Annotated in this window: 20 protein-coding genes and 1 other RNA gene; 8 read left to right on the forward strand and 13 right to left on the reverse strand. The window is 57.1% G+C overall.

From position 1 onward, the window contains the following. Positions 1-3: 3 nt before the first annotated feature. Together ACOTTU_RS13850 and ACOTTU_RS13855 are read right to left on the reverse strand one after the other, a co-directional pair. On the reverse strand, positions 4-1,935 hold the full coding sequence (locus ACOTTU_RS13850; protein ID WP_425658831.1) for an extracellular solute-binding protein: 1,932 nt from the start codon (positions 1,933-1,935) through the stop codon (positions 4-6). 186 nt (positions 1,936-2,121) lie between these two features. After that, entirely contained in the window at positions 2,122-2,625 is a 504-nt protein-coding gene (locus ACOTTU_RS13855; protein WP_425658833.1) for a c-type cytochrome, read from the reverse strand. A 118-nt stretch (positions 2,626-2,743) separates the two neighbouring features. Between ACOTTU_RS13855 and ACOTTU_RS13860 the strand changes: the two genes are divergently transcribed. After that, the gene (locus ACOTTU_RS13860; protein WP_425658835.1) at positions 2,744-3,589 is read left to right on the forward strand and encodes a prephenate dehydratase; all 846 of its coding nucleotides are present in this window, start codon (positions 2,744-2,746) and stop codon (positions 3,587-3,589) included. A gap of 12 nt (positions 3,590-3,601) precedes the next feature. Here the strand turns inward: ACOTTU_RS13860 and ACOTTU_RS13865 are convergent, their stop codons facing one another. The 3 genes from ACOTTU_RS13865 to nudC all read right to left on the reverse strand — a co-directional run bounded on the left by ACOTTU_RS13865 (position 3,602) and on the right by nudC (position 6,012). Next, entirely contained in the window at positions 3,602-4,471 is an 870-nt protein-coding gene (locus ACOTTU_RS13865; protein WP_425658837.1) for a hypothetical protein, read from the reverse strand. Between the two features lie 66 nt (positions 4,472-4,537). Then, positions 4,538-5,005, reverse strand: coding sequence for an SRPBCC family protein (locus ACOTTU_RS13870; RefSeq protein WP_298920313.1), 468 nt, complete (start codon positions 5,003-5,005; stop codon positions 4,538-4,540). A 38-nt stretch (positions 5,006-5,043) separates the two neighbouring features. Then, the gene (nudC, locus tag ACOTTU_RS13875; RefSeq protein ID WP_425658839.1) at positions 5,044-6,012 is read right to left on the reverse strand and encodes an NAD(+) diphosphatase; all 969 of its coding nucleotides are present in this window, start codon (positions 6,010-6,012) and stop codon (positions 5,044-5,046) included. Between the two features lie 218 nt (positions 6,013-6,230). On the opposite strand from nudC, the gene ACOTTU_RS13880 reads away from it, so the two are divergent. Together ACOTTU_RS13880 and ffs are read left to right on the forward strand one after the other, a co-directional pair. Beyond that, positions 6,231-8,042 carry a 5'-nucleotidase C-terminal domain-containing protein gene (locus ACOTTU_RS13880; protein ID WP_425658841.1) on the forward strand — a complete coding sequence of 604 codons (1,812 nt, stop codon included), beginning with the start codon at positions 6,231-6,233 and terminating at the stop codon, positions 8,040-8,042. A gap of 43 nt (positions 8,043-8,085) precedes the next feature. Further along, positions 8,086-8,184: signal recognition particle sRNA small type (gene ffs / locus ACOTTU_RS13885), an RNA gene on the forward strand. A gap of 38 nt (positions 8,185-8,222) precedes the next feature. Here the strand turns inward: ffs and ypfJ are convergent. Continuing rightward, positions 8,223-9,062, reverse strand: coding sequence for a KPN_02809 family neutral zinc metallopeptidase (gene ypfJ / locus ACOTTU_RS13890; RefSeq protein WP_425658843.1), 840 nt, complete (start codon positions 9,060-9,062; stop codon positions 8,223-8,225). 61 nt (positions 9,063-9,123) lie between these two features. Between ypfJ and ACOTTU_RS13895 the strand changes: the two genes are divergently transcribed. The 4 genes from ACOTTU_RS13895 (at position 9,124) to recR (ending at position 12,417) form a co-directional block, all read left to right on the forward strand. Then, positions 9,124-9,486 (forward strand): YidH family protein, encoded by a 363-nt coding sequence (locus ACOTTU_RS13895; protein WP_425658845.1) that lies wholly within the window; start codon positions 9,124-9,126, stop codon positions 9,484-9,486. Between the two features lie 68 nt (positions 9,487-9,554). Continuing rightward, complete coding sequence (locus ACOTTU_RS13900) at positions 9,555-11,321, forward strand: DNA polymerase III subunit gamma/tau (RefSeq protein WP_425658847.1); 1,767 nt, start codon at positions 9,555-9,557, stop codon at positions 11,319-11,321. A gap of 81 nt (positions 11,322-11,402) precedes the next feature. Next, on the forward strand, positions 11,403-11,747 hold the full coding sequence (locus tag ACOTTU_RS13905) for a YbaB/EbfC family nucleoid-associated protein (protein ID WP_298920299.1): 345 nt from the start codon (positions 11,403-11,405) through the stop codon (positions 11,745-11,747). A 76-nt stretch (positions 11,748-11,823) separates the two neighbouring features. After that, positions 11,824-12,417 carry a recombination mediator RecR gene (recR, locus tag ACOTTU_RS13910; protein ID WP_298920295.1) on the forward strand — a complete coding sequence of 198 codons (594 nt, stop codon included), beginning with the start codon at positions 11,824-11,826 and terminating at the stop codon, positions 12,415-12,417. Positions 12,418-12,423: 6 nt separating this feature from the next. Here the strand turns inward: recR and ACOTTU_RS13915 are convergent, their stop codons facing one another. The 4 genes from ACOTTU_RS13915 to ACOTTU_RS13930 form a co-directional block, all read right to left on the reverse strand. After that, positions 12,424-12,765, reverse strand: a complete 342-nt coding sequence (locus ACOTTU_RS13915) for a RidA family protein (protein ID WP_425658850.1) — start codon at positions 12,763-12,765, stop codon at positions 12,424-12,426. Between the two features lie 161 nt (positions 12,766-12,926). Beyond that, on the reverse strand, positions 12,927-14,105 hold the full coding sequence (locus tag ACOTTU_RS13920) for a type III PLP-dependent enzyme (RefSeq protein WP_425658852.1): 1,179 nt from the start codon (positions 14,103-14,105) through the stop codon (positions 12,927-12,929). 237 nt (positions 14,106-14,342) lie between these two features. After that, positions 14,343-15,449: an endonuclease/exonuclease/phosphatase family protein gene (locus ACOTTU_RS13925; RefSeq protein WP_425658854.1), complete on the reverse strand. Its 1,107-nt coding sequence runs from the start codon at positions 15,447-15,449 to the stop codon at positions 14,343-14,345. 121 nt (positions 15,450-15,570) lie between these two features. Then, entirely contained in the window at positions 15,571-16,341 is a 771-nt protein-coding gene (locus tag ACOTTU_RS13930; RefSeq protein ID WP_298920287.1) for a DUF1013 domain-containing protein, read from the reverse strand. A 138-nt stretch (positions 16,342-16,479) separates the two neighbouring features. On the opposite strand from ACOTTU_RS13930, the gene ACOTTU_RS13935 reads away from it, so the two are divergent. Next, positions 16,480-17,109, forward strand: coding sequence for a ribonuclease T2 family protein (locus ACOTTU_RS13935; RefSeq protein ID WP_425658856.1), 630 nt, complete (start codon positions 16,480-16,482; stop codon positions 17,107-17,109). A gap of 8 nt (positions 17,110-17,117) precedes the next feature. Here the strand turns inward: ACOTTU_RS13935 and ACOTTU_RS13940 are convergent, their stop codons facing one another. The 3 genes from ACOTTU_RS13940 to ACOTTU_RS13950 all read right to left on the reverse strand — a co-directional run bounded on the left by ACOTTU_RS13940 (position 17,118) and on the right by ACOTTU_RS13950 (position 19,915). After that, the gene (locus ACOTTU_RS13940) at positions 17,118-18,092 is read right to left on the reverse strand and encodes a quinone oxidoreductase family protein (protein ID WP_425658858.1); all 975 of its coding nucleotides are present in this window, start codon (positions 18,090-18,092) and stop codon (positions 17,118-17,120) included. Between the two features lie 66 nt (positions 18,093-18,158). Next, entirely contained in the window at positions 18,159-19,142 is a 984-nt protein-coding gene (locus tag ACOTTU_RS13945; RefSeq protein WP_425658860.1) for an NAD(P)H-quinone oxidoreductase, read from the reverse strand. 74 nt (positions 19,143-19,216) lie between these two features. Then, a complete protein-coding gene (locus ACOTTU_RS13950; protein WP_425658862.1) occupies positions 19,217-19,915 on the reverse strand; it encodes a COQ9 family protein in 699 nt (232 codons plus the stop codon). Between the last annotated feature and the right edge of the window lie 103 nt (positions 19,916-20,018).

Raw genomic sequence — 20,018 nt, forward strand, 5'->3', positions numbered from 1 at the left:
CAGTTACCTCAGTGCACCGGCTGCGCGCAAGGCATCCGCCTTGTCCTGATTGTACCACCAGAAATCCAGCTGACCCAAAGCGAAGGCGGGTATTTCTTCGGGGTGCTCATACTGATCGTAGTAAGCCACCCAGAAGCTGTCATTGTACCATGTGGGGATCATAATAAATTCATACCGCAACGCGCGGTCGAGTGCTGTCAGGGTGATGCGTTCTTCCTCTGAGCTTTGCGCCTGCAAGGACGCCTCGATGATCGTATCGACCAAAGGGCTGGCAAGACCCGCAGGATTGAACAGGCTGAACTGTGCGGCCTCTGATCCATACCGTTGCATCAGGCCTGTTCCTGTCCCAAGGAACGCAGCATAGCTGTCGAAGACCAGATCATAATCCCGGTCGCGTTCTCGCGCGGTGTACTGCGAGGCATCAACTGCCTCCACAATCGCATCGATCCCCATGGCTTGCAGGTTAGACGCGAAATTTTCGACCACAGCGCGAAGCGTCGAGGAGCCAGCGGAATTCAACAGGAAAGTCAGCGTCATCGGCTGGCCACCCGCATTCACGCGTTTGCCATTTGCGTCGACACCCCAACCGGCTTCCTCCAGCAGTTTCATCGCACGTCTCAGGTTACGCCGATCCAGAAGCCTGTCAGCCTTTGACACATGCGGCACTCGCGCTTCTTGCGTCAGAATATCTGCCGGAACGACATCTCCCAGAGATTGCAGAAACGCCAGCTCTTCCCCCTCGGGAACACCTGTCGCCATCAGTTCAGTGTCTTGCGTAAAGGAGGCTCGCGGTTTGAAAAGACCAAATTGCAGAGATTCATTGGTCCATTCGAAATTGAAGCCAAGCGAAACCGCCTCGCGCACGCGTTTGTCCTGGAAAACCTCGCGACCAAGATTGAAAACGATACCAGACGGTGTCGGGGGTGATCCGTCGGGCAGTTCTTTCTTGATGATCTGCCCGTTTTTCACTTTCGGAAAGTCATATGCTGAAGCCCATTGGCGCGAGTTCCCTTCTGTTCTGAAGGTGTATTCACCCGCCTTGAAGGCCTCAAATGCTGCATTTTCGTCGCCAAAGTATTCGATGCGAATACGATCGAAATTATGCCGCCCGACGTTGAACGGCAAATCCTTTCCCCAATAGTCAGGGTTACGCTTGTAGACGATGCGGCGGTTCACATCGACCGTATCAATCATGTAAGGGCCGGAACCGGGCGAGGTCACGAGGCGCGCCTCGTCCAACCTGGCATCGTTTTCTTCGTACCACTTTTTCGACCAAGCCGGAACGCCGCCCACCTGATCAATCAGGCTACGGCGAGATATGCCGGGTGTGAAATAGAATTTGATCGTATGATCGCCGATGACCTCGACCTTAGGAATGCGCTTGCGCACGGCGTCTGCATAGGACTTCAAACCATCGTCGAGCAGCAGATTATGCGAAAACGCGATATCATGCGCGGTTACCGGATCGCCATTAGAGAACCTGGCCTCCTTGCGCATGTGGAAGATGACCCAATCCTTGCCTTCCGGATATTCCAAACGTTCTGCCAATAACCCATAGCTTTCGCCGTACACATCAGAAGGCACCGAGATGCCGCCGTTGCCATCTCCCAGCAAGCTCTCAAACATGATGGTGCTCAATGCGCCACCGCGACCTTTCCGGGTGTAGGGGTTCATCGAATCGAACGTGCCGAGGGCAGATAATGCGATCTCACCGCCCTTGGGTGCATCTGGGTTTACATAACTGAAATGCTCATAATCGGGCGGATAGGTAAGATCGCCATAGAAGGAATACCCATGACTGACGATCATCTTGTCCTCGGCGGCTGCGGCAGAGGCCCAGTAGATCGTTGTCAGCAGAACCAGAAACGACACCCATAATTCCAACGCTCGATTTGCATGGTATCGCGTCATCCCGCGCGCCTGTGGGCCTGTCATCTGGCATATCCTCCGGTCTAGCGCCGTCGCTTTTGGCGTCTTGTTCGTTAACCATGTAAGCTAACGGGACGCAGCGCCAAGTTACAAGTTGCGAAAATGTGATCCGGGGTGCGAAATTCGCCCCAAGGCACAAAAAAGCCGCTCGCACTGTAGCAAGCGGCTTTTTTGGTTAATGTCGGGTTAAGATTAGTTATCGAGGCTGTCGAGATAGGCAATTACGTCAGCACGGTCCTGCACTTTTTTCAGGCCTGCAAAGCTCATGGAAGTGCCTGCGGCATAAGAAGAGGGCTTTTCGAGGAAGCCGCTCAGATTTTCCGGGGTCCAATCACCGTCCATCGATGCCAAAGCGTCAGAATACTTAAATCCAGATACTGCGCCTTTATCGCGACCAACCACACCATAAAGATAGGGGCCTGTGCCATTCTCGCCCTCAACGATCTTGTGGCAGGCGGAGCATTTCTTGAACACTTTCGCGCCCTTCTCGATATCCGCAGACGCGAGGATCGTGGCAAAATCGACTTCTTCCACTTCGGCTACTTCTTCGCCACCTTCCACTTCGATTACGTAGGCCGCTTCTCCATGGCTTTCCATGTGGTACAGCTCTTCGGCCGCCCATTTGCCCAGAAGAAAAACGAGCAGTGCACCGCAGATACCGCCGGCTGCTTTCGTAAAGGTCATTGTGTCGAACATGCTTGTCAGTCCATTGCTATGGGTTTGGGGCTATCTATTGCTTCACCTTGGCTGTGGCAAGGTGTACTTACCGCGACCAATCGACCCCGACCAGTAGAAAAAACCCAAGGACTGCCTAATGACCCCCTCAGATTCCGCCAGTATCGCATTTCAGGGCGAATTGGGCGCCTACAGCCATGAAGCCTGCCGCATTGCGCGGCCCGATATGACACCCGTGCCATGCGCCACGTTTGAGGACGCGATCGAAGCCGTTCGATCTGGTCGTGCTGAACTTGCGATGTTGCCGGTAGAGAATTCGACCTATGGCCGGGTTGCGGATATTCACTCTCTTTTGCCGAAATCCGGCCTGCATATTATCGAAGAAGCATTTGTTCGCGTGCATATCAATCTTCTGGCCCTGCCGGGCACAGAGATCGGCGAAATCAAATCCGCAATGAGCCACACGGTTCTGCTGGGACAATGCAAGAGTTTTCTTGCTGAACACGGTATTTCGCGGGTCACTGGCGCTGACACCGCTGGCTCCGCCAAAGATATCGCGGCAGGCGGGGACCCAACTATGGCAGCGCTCGCCAGTGAGCTGGCCGGGGAGATTTACGGCCTGGATCTCTTGGCACGACACATCGAGGACGAAGGCAACAACACAACGCGATTCTTGCTGATGTCGCCTGAGGCTGACCAGTCGCGCCGGGGCGATCACGGGATGATCACCAGCTTCGTATTCGAAGTGCGCAACATCCCGGCCGCCCTCTACAAGGCAATGGGTGGTTTCGCGACCAATGGAATCAACATGACAAAACTTGAGAGCTACATGGTTGGCGGCTCTTTCACAGCCACGCAGTTTTACGCCGATATCGAAGGTCACCCGGACGACCCGGGCGTCAAACGCGCGTTGGAGGAGTTGGATTACTTCACCAACATGATCGAGATCCTGGGGGTTTACCCAGCCGATCCCGGCCGTTTCTGATCAATTGGCAAATTAGCCCAAGGCCTGGACATCTCGTCGCAGTTTTCCCAGCAGGGTGAAATCCCGCCCACCGTCGAGAACCGCCACGGCGGACGCTCCTACCTGCGCGCCAAGATTGTCAATCCACATCAATACCGCCTGACCCACCGCCAGTTTTTCGTTGATTTCCAAAATCTCGACGCACGTCCCCCCATCTGGTGTCTCAGCCAATGAAATGACGCAGGTCCCGCGATTGAATTCTTCGTTTCGTTGGTTTGTCACCGCTTGAAAACGATAGGCAAAACGCTTGTTTGGAGTGCATTCGGTGATATCCATCTGCACCTCCAATACGGCCCCCTGACCCAACCCGATTTTCTGGATGTATCGATTTTCGATACCTGCGACAGGGTCAAACCCCCTCAGGGTCTGCGTATAATAGGCCTCCAGATTATGCTCATCCGGCACGAGACGCGACCATGTCTTTGACGGGGATAACCGTGTCGAAAACCGCGAATGCAGTCGCACTGAAACACCCAACCCAACCTTCTGCCACCATGTGCCGTAGATTCCCTGATGTAACAGAGCGAAAGAAACGAGGTACCCGACGGTGATCATCCAATCAGGCAGCGCTGGAATTGTGGTCACCAACCAAATATTTTGCATGATCGCGGAAAAAAGAAACACCACCCCGCCAAGTTCCATCACAACACGAAAGCTGGGAAACACCGCAACACCAACAAAGCCGAGCACCGCTACGATCACCACGAAAACAAGTGAAATGATAACGTTCTGCAGCATTGATGCCTCAGGCGTTGTTGCTTGAAACATCAAGAAACCGGCGAGCCCATAGAGCAATGTGCCCATCAAAACGCGGCGGTAGTGGAGCTGGATCAGTATTTTCATGGGCCGGTTGAACCACCAAAAGATGGTGAACTCGGGACCGGTATCTGACAAAAGGGTGGTGAGGTATCAGGCGCTGGCCTGATATCGATCTTCCATTTCTTTCACATACTTCCTGATGCGCGCCTTGTACTGCTTTGTGAGCGTTGTTTTTGTAAGTTTGAGAGATTGAAGAAACAATCGCGCGGGCAATGTCAGCGGGCGCAATTCAAGACTGATCATTATTCGGGTACGACTGCGGGACAGGGCCATCAGCTCAAACCGTGTTTCGCCCCGCAATCCTTGTGACAGGAGTTCCAGAACCATTTCATTTGGCGGGTCGTAGGTAACCATTTTCAGATCAACATCACGGGTTCGCCCGCGCAGGTAGAACCGCGCGGCCCAGGCCATGCCAACGCCCGGTTTTCCGGGGTCAACAGTGCGTTGCACGTCCGCTCCGCGGCGCATGGCAGCGCGTTCATAATATGCGAATGACGATATCATTTCGAAGACCGATGAGATTGGCGCGTCAACATCTTCATTGGTCGAGAATTTCATTTAGCCGCTCGCGTTCGCTTGAATTACCAATTGTCCGATCAATCCAACCTGTCCGCAAGCCAGTTTTCCAGCAGAAAATGTGCGATGGCGCCCTTACGCGCCGGCAAAATGGTCGGGTGATGGCCCGAAAAAGCCTGCATCATATCCTCCCGACTGACCCACCGGGCGTCCTCGATCTCAACCGGGTCAATGGTTATGTCCTTTGATATGGCCTCACCCGCGCAGCCAACCATCAGCGATGCCGGAAACGGCCACGGTTGACTGGCAAGATAGCGGACGGCTCCCACCCGGATGCCGGATTCTTCGAGAACTTCCCGCCTGACCGCCGCCTCAAGGGTCTCACCCGGTTCGACAAAACCTGCCAGCAGGGAATACATGCCCTCTGGCCAACCAGGGGACCGCCCCATCAGAACCTTGTTTCCATGGGTAATCAGCATGATGACAACCGGGTCGGTTCGGGGAAAATGAGCCGCATCGCAATCGGGGCATTTTCTTTGCCACCCCGCTTGATAGGCTTCGGATTTTTGACCGCATCTGGAGCAAAATGGATGGGTCTCATGCCAACCGAGAATGGCTTTGCCGGTTGCCGCCAATTCGGCATCGCGCGGCGAAAGCCATGTCATAATGCGACGCAGCTCCGCAAAAACCATATTGTCCGCAAGCAATGGATGCTGCTGCTCGGAAGGATCAAGGAACCCGCCCAGTGTATCTTCATCCAGATCTTCCGGTTGCCAGCCGGAGATATCAAACGCGAATCGAAACGCACCTTCCTCGCGCCCCAGCATCACGGTTTCTGCATTAGGGTCGGCGAGAGCCGGGTGATTCAATGGCAGCCGGACCAATGTCGCCGGCGTTTCCCGGGTGATCAGCGGCTTGCCACGCCAGAATACGATTGCACGACTGTCAGCATGTGTCCGGGCATCGGCAAGAGCATCGGGATTGTCGCGTATTTCCCCCGCCCGGTCGAGGCCGGACCCCCCGAAAGTAACCGTTTCCGCATGCCTCATGACCAGCCTCTTTGCAATATAGTGCGAGGACTTGCACGCTCAAATGCCGCTTGCAAGACCAAAGGTGATGAACCTGCGCCAGAGGTCTTGCCAACTCTCGCATGATCTGGTCGATACTGGTTCTTGTATAAGTTGAAGCGATCAATTTTCAGGAGATCTTTGAGATAACGCCCTCCCACGCATCTGACACGTCGGACAAAGACATACATCTGCGATTGTTGGCCACCAGTGACCTGCATATGCAATTGATTGCCTATGACTATGTGAACGACCGCAAAACAGATGGGGGTAGTCTTGCCAAGATGGCATCGCTCATTCGCCAGGCGCGCGAAGAGGCGGCTGAAACAGGCGCTTTATGTATTCTGCTCGACAACGGCGATACCTTTCAGGGCACCCCAGTCAGCGATTTCCTGGCCAAACACCCCGGCACGCACCCTCACCCGATGGTCGATGCCTTGAACGCCTTGCGCTATGATGCGGTGGGTCTTGGCAATCATGACCTCGACTATGGGCTCGACTATCTGGGCCGTTGCCTTGCGCAATTTCAAGCGCCGGTTCTTTGCGCAAACCTGAAAACCAGCGCGTTGCCAATGATCATGCCGCACACGATTTTTCAGCGGGAAGTTCAGACGGCAAGTGGAGAGACCATTTCTCTGCGCCTTGGAGTTGTCTCTGCAATGCCCCAGCTGACCGCCTCATGGAACCGTCACCAATTGGCAGGCAACGCTGATGTCGAACCCGCGATGCCGTCATTGGTGCGGGCTGTTCAAGAGGTCCGAAATCAGGGCGCTGATGTTGTCGTCGCCCTGGCCCACATGGGAATCGCAACAATCGACGAAGGCGAAGACGCGCAAAATGAGATCGTTGCGATTGCTGGCATCCCAGGAATTGACGCCGTTGTCGGAGGACACACCCATCTGCGTTTTCCAGGGCCTGACCACAATGGGGTGCAGGGTGTTGATAGCGAGACCGGTCTCATCGGACGGGTCCCGACCGTCATGCCCGGCAATAGCGGATCAGACCTTGGCGTAATTGATCTGCGCCTGCATCGTCCTGAAAATGCTCTGCATCCGCAGGTGGTCTCGTGCACTGTGCAACTGCGCAGCGTTGACGGCGAAACGCCTGAAGATACAGAAATCGCAGCAGTCAGCGAGATGGCGCATGATAAAACCCGCGCTTACCTGGCCCGCCCGGTTGCCCAGTTGTCAAATCCCATGCACAGCTATTTCGCCTTGGCCCGTCCGAGCCACGTGCCAGCGCTGCTTGCTGCGGCCAAACGCAAAGCAATATCGGAGGCAATCGCCGGAACGGAGCTGGAAAGGCTACCGCTCCTGGCGGCGGTTGCAACCCCGGCTACCGGCGGATTTGATGGTCCTGAAAACTTCGTATCGCTTCCCGCGGGAGAATTGAAACGTCGCCATGTGGCGGGTTTGCTGCCCTATGCAAACCAGGTCTGGGCCGTGAAGGCGACGGGTGCGCGCTTGTCGGGATGGTTGGAGCGCTCTGCGCTTTTGTTCAATGTGCTCCGCCCTGGCGATGGTGATCAGATGTTGGTCGATCCTCAGGTTCCGGGTTTTCGATATGATGCCATCTACGGGTTGACCTACGAGATCGATCCGACACGCGCCCCGCGCTTTGACGCGGCTGGCAAGGCAATATCCAACGAAGTGGGCCGGGTCTCGGATATCCGCTGGCAGGGAAAGCTGGTTGACCCTGATCAGGAGTTTCTGGTCGCTGTCACCAATCACCGCGCCGGTGGCGGCGGAGTTTTCAGACCCTTTGACGATGCTGAAATCGTTGTAAAAAAAGCCGCGCCGTTGGATCAGGCATTGATCGACTATCTCAAGAACCCTGACTGCCACGACATACGTACCGCCGCCCCGTGGCGGTTCACGCCCAAACTGGGTGTCAGCGCGATACTGCATACCGCCCCCGAAGCGCTGGAACATCTGGGCGACATCCCATCGCTTCATCCGGAACCATACGGCACCACGCCTGAGGGGTTCGCCCGGCTCCGACTACACCTCTAGCAACGGGCTTGCGTCCGGCGTCGGCCTTGCCTATATCACGCTATGAGAGGTTGGCGCGGGCGAGCGCCTCGCCAACCCGGTCAGATCCGGAAGGAAGCAGCCGTAACGAGCCCCGCTTGGGTCGTTGTCCAGCCTCTCACTTCTTCACCCTGCTACTTTTGGCTCAACCGACGGGCATCATCACAGCTGCTGCGCGCCGAAGGTATCGCAGGATCCGATCTGCCCGCTGTCAAAGCCCCGCTCAAACCAACGCGCGCGCTGTTCGGACGTGCCATGGGTGAATGTATGCGGTTGTGGTACGCGCCCCGATTGACGCTGCAGGTGATCGTCGCCAATCATGCGCGCCGCGTTCAGCGCCTCCTCTAGGTCGCCGCGTTCCATGAGCCCCTGAACTGATCGCGCCCAGACGCCGGACAGGCAGTCGGCCTGTAATTCAAGCCGCACGGTCAGCGCATTTGCATCAGCCTGGTTCGCGCGCCGCCGCGCATCGTCAACTTTCGGCAGGATACCCAATTGATTCTGCACATGATGTGCAACTTCATGCGCAATAACGTAAGCGGCAGCGAAATCACCTCTCGCACCCAACTGCTGGTCAAGTTGAACAAAGAACTGAGTATCCAGATAGGCGCTTTGGTCCGCGGGGCAGTAGAAGGGCCCGGTGGCCCCCGAAGCGCCGCCACATGCGCTTTGCGTGACTGCGGAGAAAATGATGAGTTGCGGCGGCGCATATTCGCGACCAAGCTGTTCGGCAAAGATCCGGGACCAGACCTCCTCCGTCGTGGTCAAAACCTGCGCAGAAAATTGGATTGCCGCGTCTTCTTCCGCTGTCGCGGGCCGTGATTGTTCGGTCGGGGCGCTTGTGCCCTGCAACAACGGAGACACATCAATTCCCGTGAAGTAGCCAATGGCCAGAACCGCGACCAAACCAGCAAGGCTCAATCCGCCGGTGCGCGCGCCTCTGCGACCGCTGCCACGCCGGACCGATACGTTGCGGCTGGATCTGATCCCTCTGAGACGCATCTTAACCCTCCCTCACTCTGACAAAGCTTGCAAACCAACGCAGCCACGTCACAATTAGTTCATGTCGAACAGTAATGAAATGGCCGAAGATCGCACCGACTGGGCCGAGGATCGTACAATTCTGGCAAATGAACGGACGTTCGCGGGGTGGATGCGTACCGGGATGGCCTGTGTCGCCCTGGCCATTGGGCTCAAGGCCGTCTTTGCTCCCTTCGAGCCAACATGGATTCCAAAAACCGTCGCTTCCGCATTCATTCTGACGGCCGTTTTCATTTTCTGGGCCGCGCGCAGGCAAGCCTGTGCCACTCTGGCGCGGCTGAACGAGAACACGGCGCAGGCACAGCCCGTTCGATACATCACCACGCTGAGTGTCATTCTCAGCATCGCATCGCTCATGACCGGTGCCATTCTTTGGTGGCTCTAGTTTACGTCCCTCGCCAGTGCGCCTACCCTACAGGCTGACGTGCGAATCTCATTCCTGCAAGGCGCATCATGACCGAAACTGCCAAATCCGAATACCAGGTGCTTGCCCGAAAGTATCGACCAGAGACCTTTGCCGATCTTGTGGGGCAGGATGCGATGGTCCGCACCCTGAAAAACGCCTTTGACGCGGACCGGATCGCCCAAGCGTTTATCATGACCGGCATTCGTGGCACCGGAAAAACGACCACCGCCCGGATCATCGCCAAAGGCATGAATTGCATTGGCGCCGATGGTGCTGGTGGGCCGACGACGGAACCCTGTGGCACCTGCGAGCATTGCACCGCCATTATGGAGGGTCGACACGTCGACGTGATGGAAATGGATGCCGCGTCCAACACCGGTGTGGCCAATATTCGCGAAATCATTGATTCCGTGCACTACCGCGCCGCCTCCGCCCGCTACAAAGTCTACATCATCGATGAAGTTCACATGCTCAGCACGGGTGCATTCAATGCGCTTTTGAAAACGCTGGAAGAACCCCCCGCGCATGTGAAGTTCATTTTTGCCACCACCGAAATACGCAAGGTCCCCGTGACCGTTCTGTCGCGCTGTCAGCGCTTTGATCTGCGCCGGATTGAGCCCGAAGTGATGATCGCACTGATGCGCCGTATTGCAGCGGCGGAAAGTGCCGAGATCGCAGAGGATGCGCTGGCCTTGATCGCGCGCGCGGCGGAAGGATCCGCCCGGGATGCCACCTCGCTTCTGGATCAGGCGATCAGCCATGGCGCGGGTGAGACAACAGCACTTCAGGTGCGCGCCATGTTGGGGCTGGCGGACCGCGGCCGGGTTCTGGATCTTTTTGACATGGTGCTCAAAGGGGATGCGGCAGGAGCCTTGACGGAGCTTTCGGCTCAATACGCGGAAGGGGCGGACCCTATGGCGGTGCTGCGTGACCTGTCCGAGATCACCCATTGGGTGTCTGTCGTCAAAATCACCCCGGAAGCGGCAGAAGATCCGACGGTTTCGCCGGATGAACGCAGCCGGGGCAAAGCCATGGCGGATGCGCTGCCCATGCGCGTTCTGACGCGCCTTTGGCAAATGCTGCTGAAAGCGCTGGATGAGGTTGCCAGCGCCCCAAATGCGATGATGGCGGCAGAGATGGCCATCATAAGGCTGACCCATGTGGCGGATTTACCAAGCCCCGAAGAGCTTGTGCGCAAACTGAACGGCGCAACACCGCCTCCGGGTGCAACATCGGGTGGCGGAGGTGGGAGACCTGCGCAAGGCGCAGGCGCGCGTGCCGCGGGCGGGGGGGCCTCGGCTATCGCCTCGGCCCGAACAAGTGGACACTCCGGTGCGGGACCCGCAACGGCTGAGGCTCTTGACGCGGACGCAGCACTCGCCAGATTTCCGACCTTTGATCATGTGGTCGCGTTGATCCGCGCCAATCGTGACGGAAAGCTGCTGGCGGATGTTGAAACCGATTTGCGCCTTGCCTCCTATCAACCCGGACGGATCGAATTTGAACCCACGGACCGGGCACCGCGCGATCTGGCGCAGCGTTTGGGACAAAGGTTACAGTTGTGGACCGGGAACCGCTGGGCGGTCACGGTCGTCAGCGATGGCGGCGGCAAGACCATCGACGAGGTCCGCAATGCCAAGAAATACGCGCTGGAAGCAGAAGCGAGCGCACATCCGTTAATGCAGGCGGTGTTGGCACAATTTCCCAAAGCGAGGATAAAGGACATCCGTACCCCCGATCAGATCGCTGCCGAAGCCGTTCAGGACGCCTTGCCCGAAGTTGAGGACGAATGGGACCCGTTTGAAGACGACTGACGGCAAACGCTTTGACCCCCTTGCTCCAGGCAGATGCAACCCGCATATACCCAACAACAGACCCATAAAAAGGACGGCACAATGTTCAAAGGACTAGGCGGCCTCGGCGATATGGCCGGGATGATGAAAAAAGCGCAGGAAATGCAGGGCAAGATGGCTCAGCTGCAAGACGATATGCAAAACATCATTGTCGAAGGATCTTCCGGGGCGGGCCTCGTTACCGCGACCTGTACGGCCAAAGGTGAGCTGAAAACGCTCGATATCGACCCGTCGATCTTTAATGGGGATGACAAGGAAGTGGTTGAGGATCTGATCCTCGCGGCCATCAAGGACGCTCAAACCAAGGCGACTGAACGCGCCCAGGAAGAAATGGCGAAACTGACCGAAGGATTGGGTTTGCCCGCAGACATGAAGTTGCCGTTCTGAGACACGTCCGGAGCGATACGGGAAGGCGGCGCAATCCGCGTGATCTCTCGACCTTCCGGTTGTCACGTCAAATCCGATGAGCAGTACCAAAGACATAGATGCGCTGATTGAGCTGATGGCTAAATTGCCGGGCCTTGGACCACGGTCGGCGCGCCGGGCGGTTCTGCATCTTATTCGCAAACGCAGCCTGCTGCTGACCCCCTTGGCAGACGTCATGCAAACAGTTGCGGCAACAGCGCGCGAGTGCCTGAACTGCGGCAATGTCGGCACGTTGGACATCTGCGATATCTGTACGTCGGAAAAACGTGGCAATGGTGAGCTTTGTGTCGTCGAAGATGTGGCCGACCTATGGGCCATGGAACGGTCTGGTGTGTTCAAGGGGAGGTATCATGTGCTGGGTGGCACGTTGTCTGCGCTTGATGCCGTGGGGCCGGAAGAACTGCGCATTCCCCGGCTGATCGACCGGATACCTTCGGAAGGCATCTCGGAAGTCATACTGGCCCTCAACGCCACAATCGACGGGCAGACCACGGCGCATTACATCGTGGACCAGCTTGAGGGGCAGGTAACGCTTACCTCCTTGGCACAAGGCGTGCCGATTGGCGGCGAGTTGGATTACCTCGATGACGGCACCATCACCGCCGCCATGCGTGCCCGCAAGACGCTCTAGCGCAAGTCAGTCGTAGGCAGCATCCACGATAATCTCCACCTTCAGTTCCGGTCGGGCCAGTTTCGCCTCACCGCAGGCGCGCGCAGGCGCGTGGCCCTCGGGCACCCAGGCGTTCCACACTTCGTTGAGACCCGCGAAATCGCTCATATCAGCCAACCAGATGGTCGCCCGCAGCATCTGTGTGCGTGATGAACCCGCCTGCTCAAGCAATGCCTCAAGCCGTCGCAAGCATTCTTCGGTTTGTGCTTGAATGGTCTCCCCCTCACCCACTTGTCCGGTGATATAGGCAACCCCGTTGTGCTTGACGATTTTTGACGATCTGACACCTGTTTCGATGCGTTCGATCATGATGAGCCCCTTTTTGTTGGATTTGCAATTCGCGCAATCCATGACGCCCCGCGCGCAAAACCACAAGGCAGAACCCCGCAAATTCACGCCCACTTTAATATGAAAGGGCCGTCCACCCCTCCCAGGTGGACGGCGCGTTTCCGTCGCGATGCATGTGTTCGTCAGAGAACAACAACATCCAGCGGCGGAAATCCGTTGAAACCAACCGAAGAATAGCTGGACGTATAGGCCCCGCAATTTCGGATCACGATGCGGTCGCCGTCGCGCAAGGCCAGGGGCAATTGTACGGGGCGTTTTTCATAAAGAATATCTGCGCTGTCGCAGGACGGCCCCGCCAGAACACAAGGACCGGTTTCCCCGCCATCATGGCGTGTGGTGAACTGATAACGGATCGCCTCGCCTTCAGTTTCGGCCAGACCGGAGAAACGGCCAATATCCAGATAGACCCAGCGGTGCAGGTCATCAGCGGATTTTCTGGACACCAGCATCACTTCGGCGACGATGTGTCCCGCTTCTGCCACCATCCCGCGACCGGGTTCTGCCATAACCTGTGCCACATCCCCGAAGCGCGCCTTGACAGAAGCCATGACGGCAGCCGCATAAGCACGTGGGGCCTGCACGGTTTGCCCGTAAAAGGCCGGAAAGCCGCCGCCGATGTTCAGCAATTGCAAATCATGTCCCGCCGCACGTGCCGCGTGCCACAGAGGCGCTACCTGATCGAGAACAGGTGTCCAATGGGCCGCTTCGCGGGTCTGTGATCCGACATGGAACGACAATCCGTAGGGTTGCAGGCCCAGGGCATCAGCATGGTCCAGCAGCGTCGGCAGCATGGAAGCGGCGCACCCGAATTTCCGGCTGAGCGGCCAGTCAGCCTGTGAGTTTTCCACGATCAGTCGCAGATAGACCCGCGCGCCGGGCGCATGACGGGCAATCTTGTCCAGTTCCGCTTCGGAATCCGCGGCAAAGAGCTTCACGCCCGCGCTATAGGCAAAGGCAATATCAGAAGCACGTTTGATGGTGTTGCCAAAGGAGATGTTTTCGGGGCGCGCGCCCTGGCTGAGGCAAAGCTCGATTTCCTGACGCGAGGCTGCGTCAAAACCGGAACCCTTCTTGACCAGCATCCGGATCAGTTCAGGCGCAGGATTTGCCTTTACCGCGTAATGGATATGCGCATCGCCCAACCCGGATTTCAGCGCGTCATATTGCCCGGCCACACGCTCCCGGCTGATGACCAGCGTGGGTTTGTCGAACGTGTTTGCCGCAATAAAGGCGGCTGCAGTATCGGCATAGACGGGAGTGGCGGCGCGCATTGCGCCGGGGACTGTAGCGTTCATGGTCATCTCCAAAGAGCAGGTGGGGGAATTCCCCAAGAGTCGTTTCAAGAGACGTTACCGTCGCTACATAAACGCGGGTCAGTCAGGATCGGCTGACCGGCCAGAGGCGCGTGCGTTGGCGTCTGCAAAGCGCCATTTACGCCTATCTGGGATTCGTTCAAGATCAAAAATGGATTCTTACCAAAAAGATACTCACCAATTGTCTGTATCTGGCGATCAGGCCAGGCACAGGGTCGCCGAGGCCTATCGATCTTTTTCCCAATCCTCACCGATCGCCGCTCTTTCGCGGTCGCGCTCAGAGCGGATCATTTCCTTGACTTCGGTTGTTTCCTGATCTGTCGCGCGATCCAGTTTTTCGCGCCCCGCCGACCTGGAGGCGAGAGCCAGCTCATGGAAAATCGGGAAGTGATCCGACCCGATGTTTGGCAATCGCTTCATGGAGATCAGACGGAAACGCGCGTCATGAAACAGATGGTCCAAAGGCCAGCGAAATACTGCGAAATCTGCGTGAAACGTGTTGTAGAGGCCCCGTCCCACGCGGGGATCCAATAGCCCTGACAACCGCTGAAACCGCCGTGTTGTTGTCGACCAGGCGACATCGTTCAAATCACCAGCCACGATCACCGGTTTATCGGAGTTTTGGACCTCCAGACCAATCAGCGCGATCTCGCTGTCCCGTCCCTTGGTATCGTGGACGATGACTGGCGGCTCAGGGTGCAGGAGATTGAGCTCGATTACATCCTCTGATGGCAGGGTAATTTCGGTTCGGATTGACGGCACGTTTCTGGTGACAAGAGTGCGAATTTCCGACCGGGCAAGCGGCAGTCGCGACAACAGGCACAGCCCATAACCGTTGTCCTTGGGCACTTTGATCCAGTGCGGATAGCGATCTCCCAACGCGGTTTCCAGCGCCACTACCCAGGGTTCATCGACCTCGATCGCCATGAGCACGTCCGGATCGCAGGCATCGACCTGCGCTAACAACCGGCCATAGGCGCGGTTAGACATTTTGACATTCGCTGTGAGCAGCGAGATTCTGGTGCCCGGGTTTGCTTGCGTTGCCGAAACGGAAAGGGACTGCTTGGGCCAGATGGGCGTGAATTTGATGATATAGGCCGCCTGAAAAACCGCACAGGTCAGCAATATCCACCCCGCCAAATAGGTGCTTGCCGTCGGCGAAAGGATGAGAACTCCTACCCCCAATACCAGCGTCACGCAGGCAAATTGCAGTCGCGGAAAGGCCAGGCCACGGATGGCCCCGAACGGCAGCTTGGTCAGTGGTAGCAGTGTCGCCAACACAAGTGCGAGGGTCAGCCCCCAAACCACGATCGCCCCGAAACCTTGCTGCATCTTTCTGTCCTTTTAGAACCCAACGGGCAGTCCGCCTGATGGTTCCGATCCCGCTCAGACAATAAAGAAAGCCCCCGATGCACACGGCACCGAGGGCTCTATTCAAAACATCATCGATGGGTCAGGTGCGTGGATCGCTGTCTTCACTATCCTCGTCAACCGGCCCATCCGGAAGGTTGAAGAAGCTATCGGCATCAGAGAAATCACCCTTCTCTTCGTCGTCTTCCTCTTCCACCTCACCGGACAGGGTAAAGGTCTCAAGCCCCTCGATGGCCGTTGGAATCTTGGGCTCTGCCTCCATGCCCAGACTTTGCTCAGTGCTGACCAGTTTGCGACGCTCATCATCGCTCATGATCGGTGCATCAGCCGCTTTCTTGGCGGCCGCCTTCTGAACAACCGCATCAAGCTCAGACTGTTTGCACAGCCCCAAAGCCACCGGATCAATCGGCTGAATGTTCGAAATGTTCCAATGCGTCCGCTCACGGATCGCCTGAATGGTCGGTTTGGTGGTGCCAACCAGTTTGCTGATCTGCCCATCACTCAATTCAGGATGGAATTTCACCAGCCAGAGGATCGACGCTGGCCGATCCTGACGTTTTGACAAGGGCGTGTAGCGCGGCCCCCGACGTTTTTCTTCGCCTTGTGCCGCCGCGTTGAATTTGAGCTTCAGCTTGTGGAGCGGATTCTCCTGAGCTGCGTCAATTTCATCTTGTGTCAGCTGATTATTCGCAATCGGGTCAAAGCCCTTGACGCCCTGCGCGACATCCCCATCCGCAATACCCTGGACTTCCAGTTCATGCATGCTGACAAAATCAGCAATCTGTTTGAAACTGATCGTCGTGTTATCAACCAGCCATACCGCGGTGGCTTTTGCCATGATTGGTTTTGCCATTGTCGTACTCCTGTCTACATCTCGGAACCCGCAATTCGACCGTCGCCTGAAAGGGCTGTCCCGGAGGGTCGGAACGGTTTCCATTGTGGGGGAACTTGTGGCTTATATAGGCGGGCAAAGCGAATAAGGAAAGACCCAATGCGCTGGATGCTCGTCTGGATGTTTCTGACCCTGCCCGCTCAGGCGGAACAAAATGTGGCCGGAGAATTCGACTATTATGTGATGGCGCTGAGCTGGTCGCCCAACTGGTGTGCCCGTGAAGGCGATGCGCGCGGGTCGGATCAATGCGATGCCCGCCACAACTACGGTTGGATATTGCATGGTCTGTGGCCTCAGTACCATCGCGGCTATCCGGAATTCTGCCAGACCATTGCCCGACCGCCAACCCGGCGCATGACATCAGAAATGACAGATATCATGGGGTCGGCGGGGCTGGCCTGGCACCAGTGGCGCAAACATGGCAGCTGTTCAGGATTAGATGCACCCGCCTACTTCGATTTGTCACGCAAGGCCTATGAGACCATCGTTCGGCCAGAAGTTTTCCGCCGGTTGGAAAAAACCGTAAAGCTGCCCGCAAAAGTCGTGGAAGAAGCGTTTCTGAAAGAAAACCCGCTGTTGGAGCCCGACATGATCACGATCACCTGCCGCGACAGTCACATTCAGGAAACCCGGATTTGCCTGTCAAAAAATCTCAAACCCGTGCCCTGCGGCCAGGATGTTGTTCGCGATTGCACGCAGCAGGACGCCCTCTTTGCGCCGATACGCTAAGCGGCCCATCATACCGTCAGAATGGTGCTTCCTGTCGTTTGCCTCGCCTCAAGCGCCTCATGGGCTGCGCGCACGTCACTGAGCGGAAATCTCTGATCAATCCTGATATTGACCTCGCCCGATTGCACTTTGTCAAAGAGGTGACGCGCCATTTCCTGGCAGGTTGCGTGGTCATTGGAATGCGCAAACAACGTGGGGCGTGTGATTTTCAGAGACCCTTTCTGAGCGAGCACCGAAAGGCTGAACGGCGGCACCGGGCCTGACGCATTCCCAAAGGAGATCATCATGCCCAAAGGTTTCAAACTGTCGAGCGACCCCTCAAACGTATCCGCGCCAACCGAATCCATAACGACATCAACGCCGCGACCCTCCGTCAGCTCCTGAATACGTGCGACCCAGTCCTCGGTACGATAGTTGATGCAATGGGTCGCGCCGTGTTCCAAAGCGAGCTGGCATTTTTCATCCGTGCCAGCGGTACCGATCAACGTGATACCTTCGGAGCGCGCCCACTGGCAGGCGATCAGACCAACACCCCCCGCAGCGGCATGAAAGAGAACCGTATCTCCGCGGGTCAGAGGCGTTGTGCGGTGGAACAGATACTCGACAGTTGTGCCTTTCAACATCATTGCAGCGGCAATCTCAAAGGAAATATCCTCAGGTAACGGACACACCTGGGCGGCGGGCATGACCCGCGCCTGCGCATAAGCGCCGGGTGGGATCGCCGCATAGGCGGCACGGTCACCGATTTTCAAATGCGCAACACCCTCACCAACGGCCTCAATGACCCCCGCCGCCTCCATCCCCAGGGCATGCGGCAAGTCCAGCGGGTAAAGTCCCGTGCGCTGATACACATCAATGAAGTTCAGGCCGCAGGCTTTGTGCGCAATACGTATTTCGCCGGGGCCAGGATCTCCGACATCCCGGTCCACAAGGGCCATCGCTTCCGGCCCACCGGTTTGTTCTATGATGACAGTTTGTGCCATGTCGCGGTCTCCTCAAGATTTATCTCCTCGTCCCAATGCGAACGGCCAGCATTGGCGCGTGGCGAATTATCTGACTTTCAGAACGATTTTACCAATATGCCCCGAGCTTTCCATGCGCGCATGGGCCTTGCTGGCGTCTTCCAGATCAAAGGCCTGATCCATGACCGGTGCCACCTGGCCAGTATCCAGCAGAGGCCAAACTGCCTCACGCAACTCCTGCGCGATGCGCGCCTTTGCCAGATCACTCTGCGGACGCAGCGTGCTACCTGTCATGGTCAGCCGCCGGGTCATCAACGTGGCAAAGTTCACTTCGACCTTCGCCCCTCCCAGAAAGGCAATCTGGACGAGCCGTCCGTCATCAGCAAGGGCTTTGAGATTGCGAGGAATGTATTCCCCTCCAACCATGTCGAGGATCAAATCCGCGCCACCTTCATCGCGCAGGATCTTCACAAAATCCTGTTCCCGGTAATTGATGGCAATTTCTGCGCCCAAAGCGGCGCAGGCATCGCACTTCTCTGCGGATCCGGCAGTGGTGAACACCCTTGCGCCAAACGCGCGCGCCAACTGGATTGCCGTTGTCCCGATGCCGGAGGATCCACCATGCACCAAAAACCGCTCACCCGCCTGCAGACCGCCACGACCGAATACATTGGACCACACCGTGAAAAACGTCTCCGGCAGGCAGGCCGCCTCTCGCAGGTTCATATTCTTAGGCACCGGCAGGCAATGCGCGGCAGGGGTGGCCACATATTCGGCGTACCCTCCTCCGGGCAAAAGCGCACAGACCTGATCGCCGATCTCAAGACCGGACACGCCGTCTCCCACCGCCACAACCTCACCCGAAGCTTCCAATCCCGGCAAGTCACTCGCTGTGGGTGGCGGCGCGTAGAGCCCTGCCCGTTGCAAGGCATCAGGTCGATTGACCCCCGCCCAGGCGACTTGAATGATCACCTGCCCATGCGCTGGCTCAGGGACAGGGCGTTCTGTCAGTTTCAGAACCTCCGGGCCTCCGGCTTCGGTGATCTCAACGGCGCGCATCATCTCGGTCATGAACAGGTCCTCTTTGCTTGCCCCTGCCTAGCAGGACCATGCGGAATGGCCAACCAAAGACAGGTTGCGTCAGATCATTTGCGCGGTGTCGTCCAACTGCCTGGAAGGTCCATATTGGGCATGCGGGCGGGCGCTTTGATGTGGCTCAAAATCCAATTGGGCCCTGTCATCAATCGTGTGAGCGCCGGGCTTTGACGCACGCGCGCTTTCAGTTTTTCGATCTGCATCACGTCCTCGATGCGCCGGTCAAGGAATTCCCAGGTCGCCGTAGCCTCCGGGCTGTCATCGCCCAACCAATAAAGCACAGTTGCAGAGTAGACACCGCCAAGCGTTGCACGCTTTGTGTACCAGTTCACATCATCTGAAGTGTCGCCCAGGGCATCCCAGATCTTGTCCGCCGTACCCCAAATCAACTTAGCCCCATCAGCTGCATAGATCGGCAGCGCAAAAAGTGTTGTCCCGCGTCGAACAGCTTCCTTGTCGGAGACCGCTTCAAGGCGGAACCGCACCGCTGCGGCGATCTTCTCGCGGAACTTCATCTCGCTCATGTCTTCGGAATTGAGACGTTCCAGCATCGCCTCATCTCCGCGGTGATGAAAAGCAATCGCAAGATCAATCGCGCCGCGCGGACAGACAGCGCGTGCCACCGCAGGGGCGGTAGCAGTTTCACGAATCGCAGCCTTGAAGGTCGCCTCCGACCATCCATCGAAAGGCACATGCAGGAGCGCTGCCTCCAGCAGTTGTGACTTTGCGGTCTCATAAGATACTGTCATTTGGTGTCTCCGTTGCGATGATGCGGCTCGTGACTGGACAAGATAGGGCGTCCTTGCTATACGCCCATTTCCTGCAAATCCTTGCAACTCAACTTAGAAAGGT

The sequence above is a fragment of the Roseobacter sp. EG26 genome (assembly GCF_049830555.1).
Classification (GTDB): Bacteria; Pseudomonadota; Alphaproteobacteria; order Rhodobacterales; family Rhodobacteraceae; genus Roseobacter.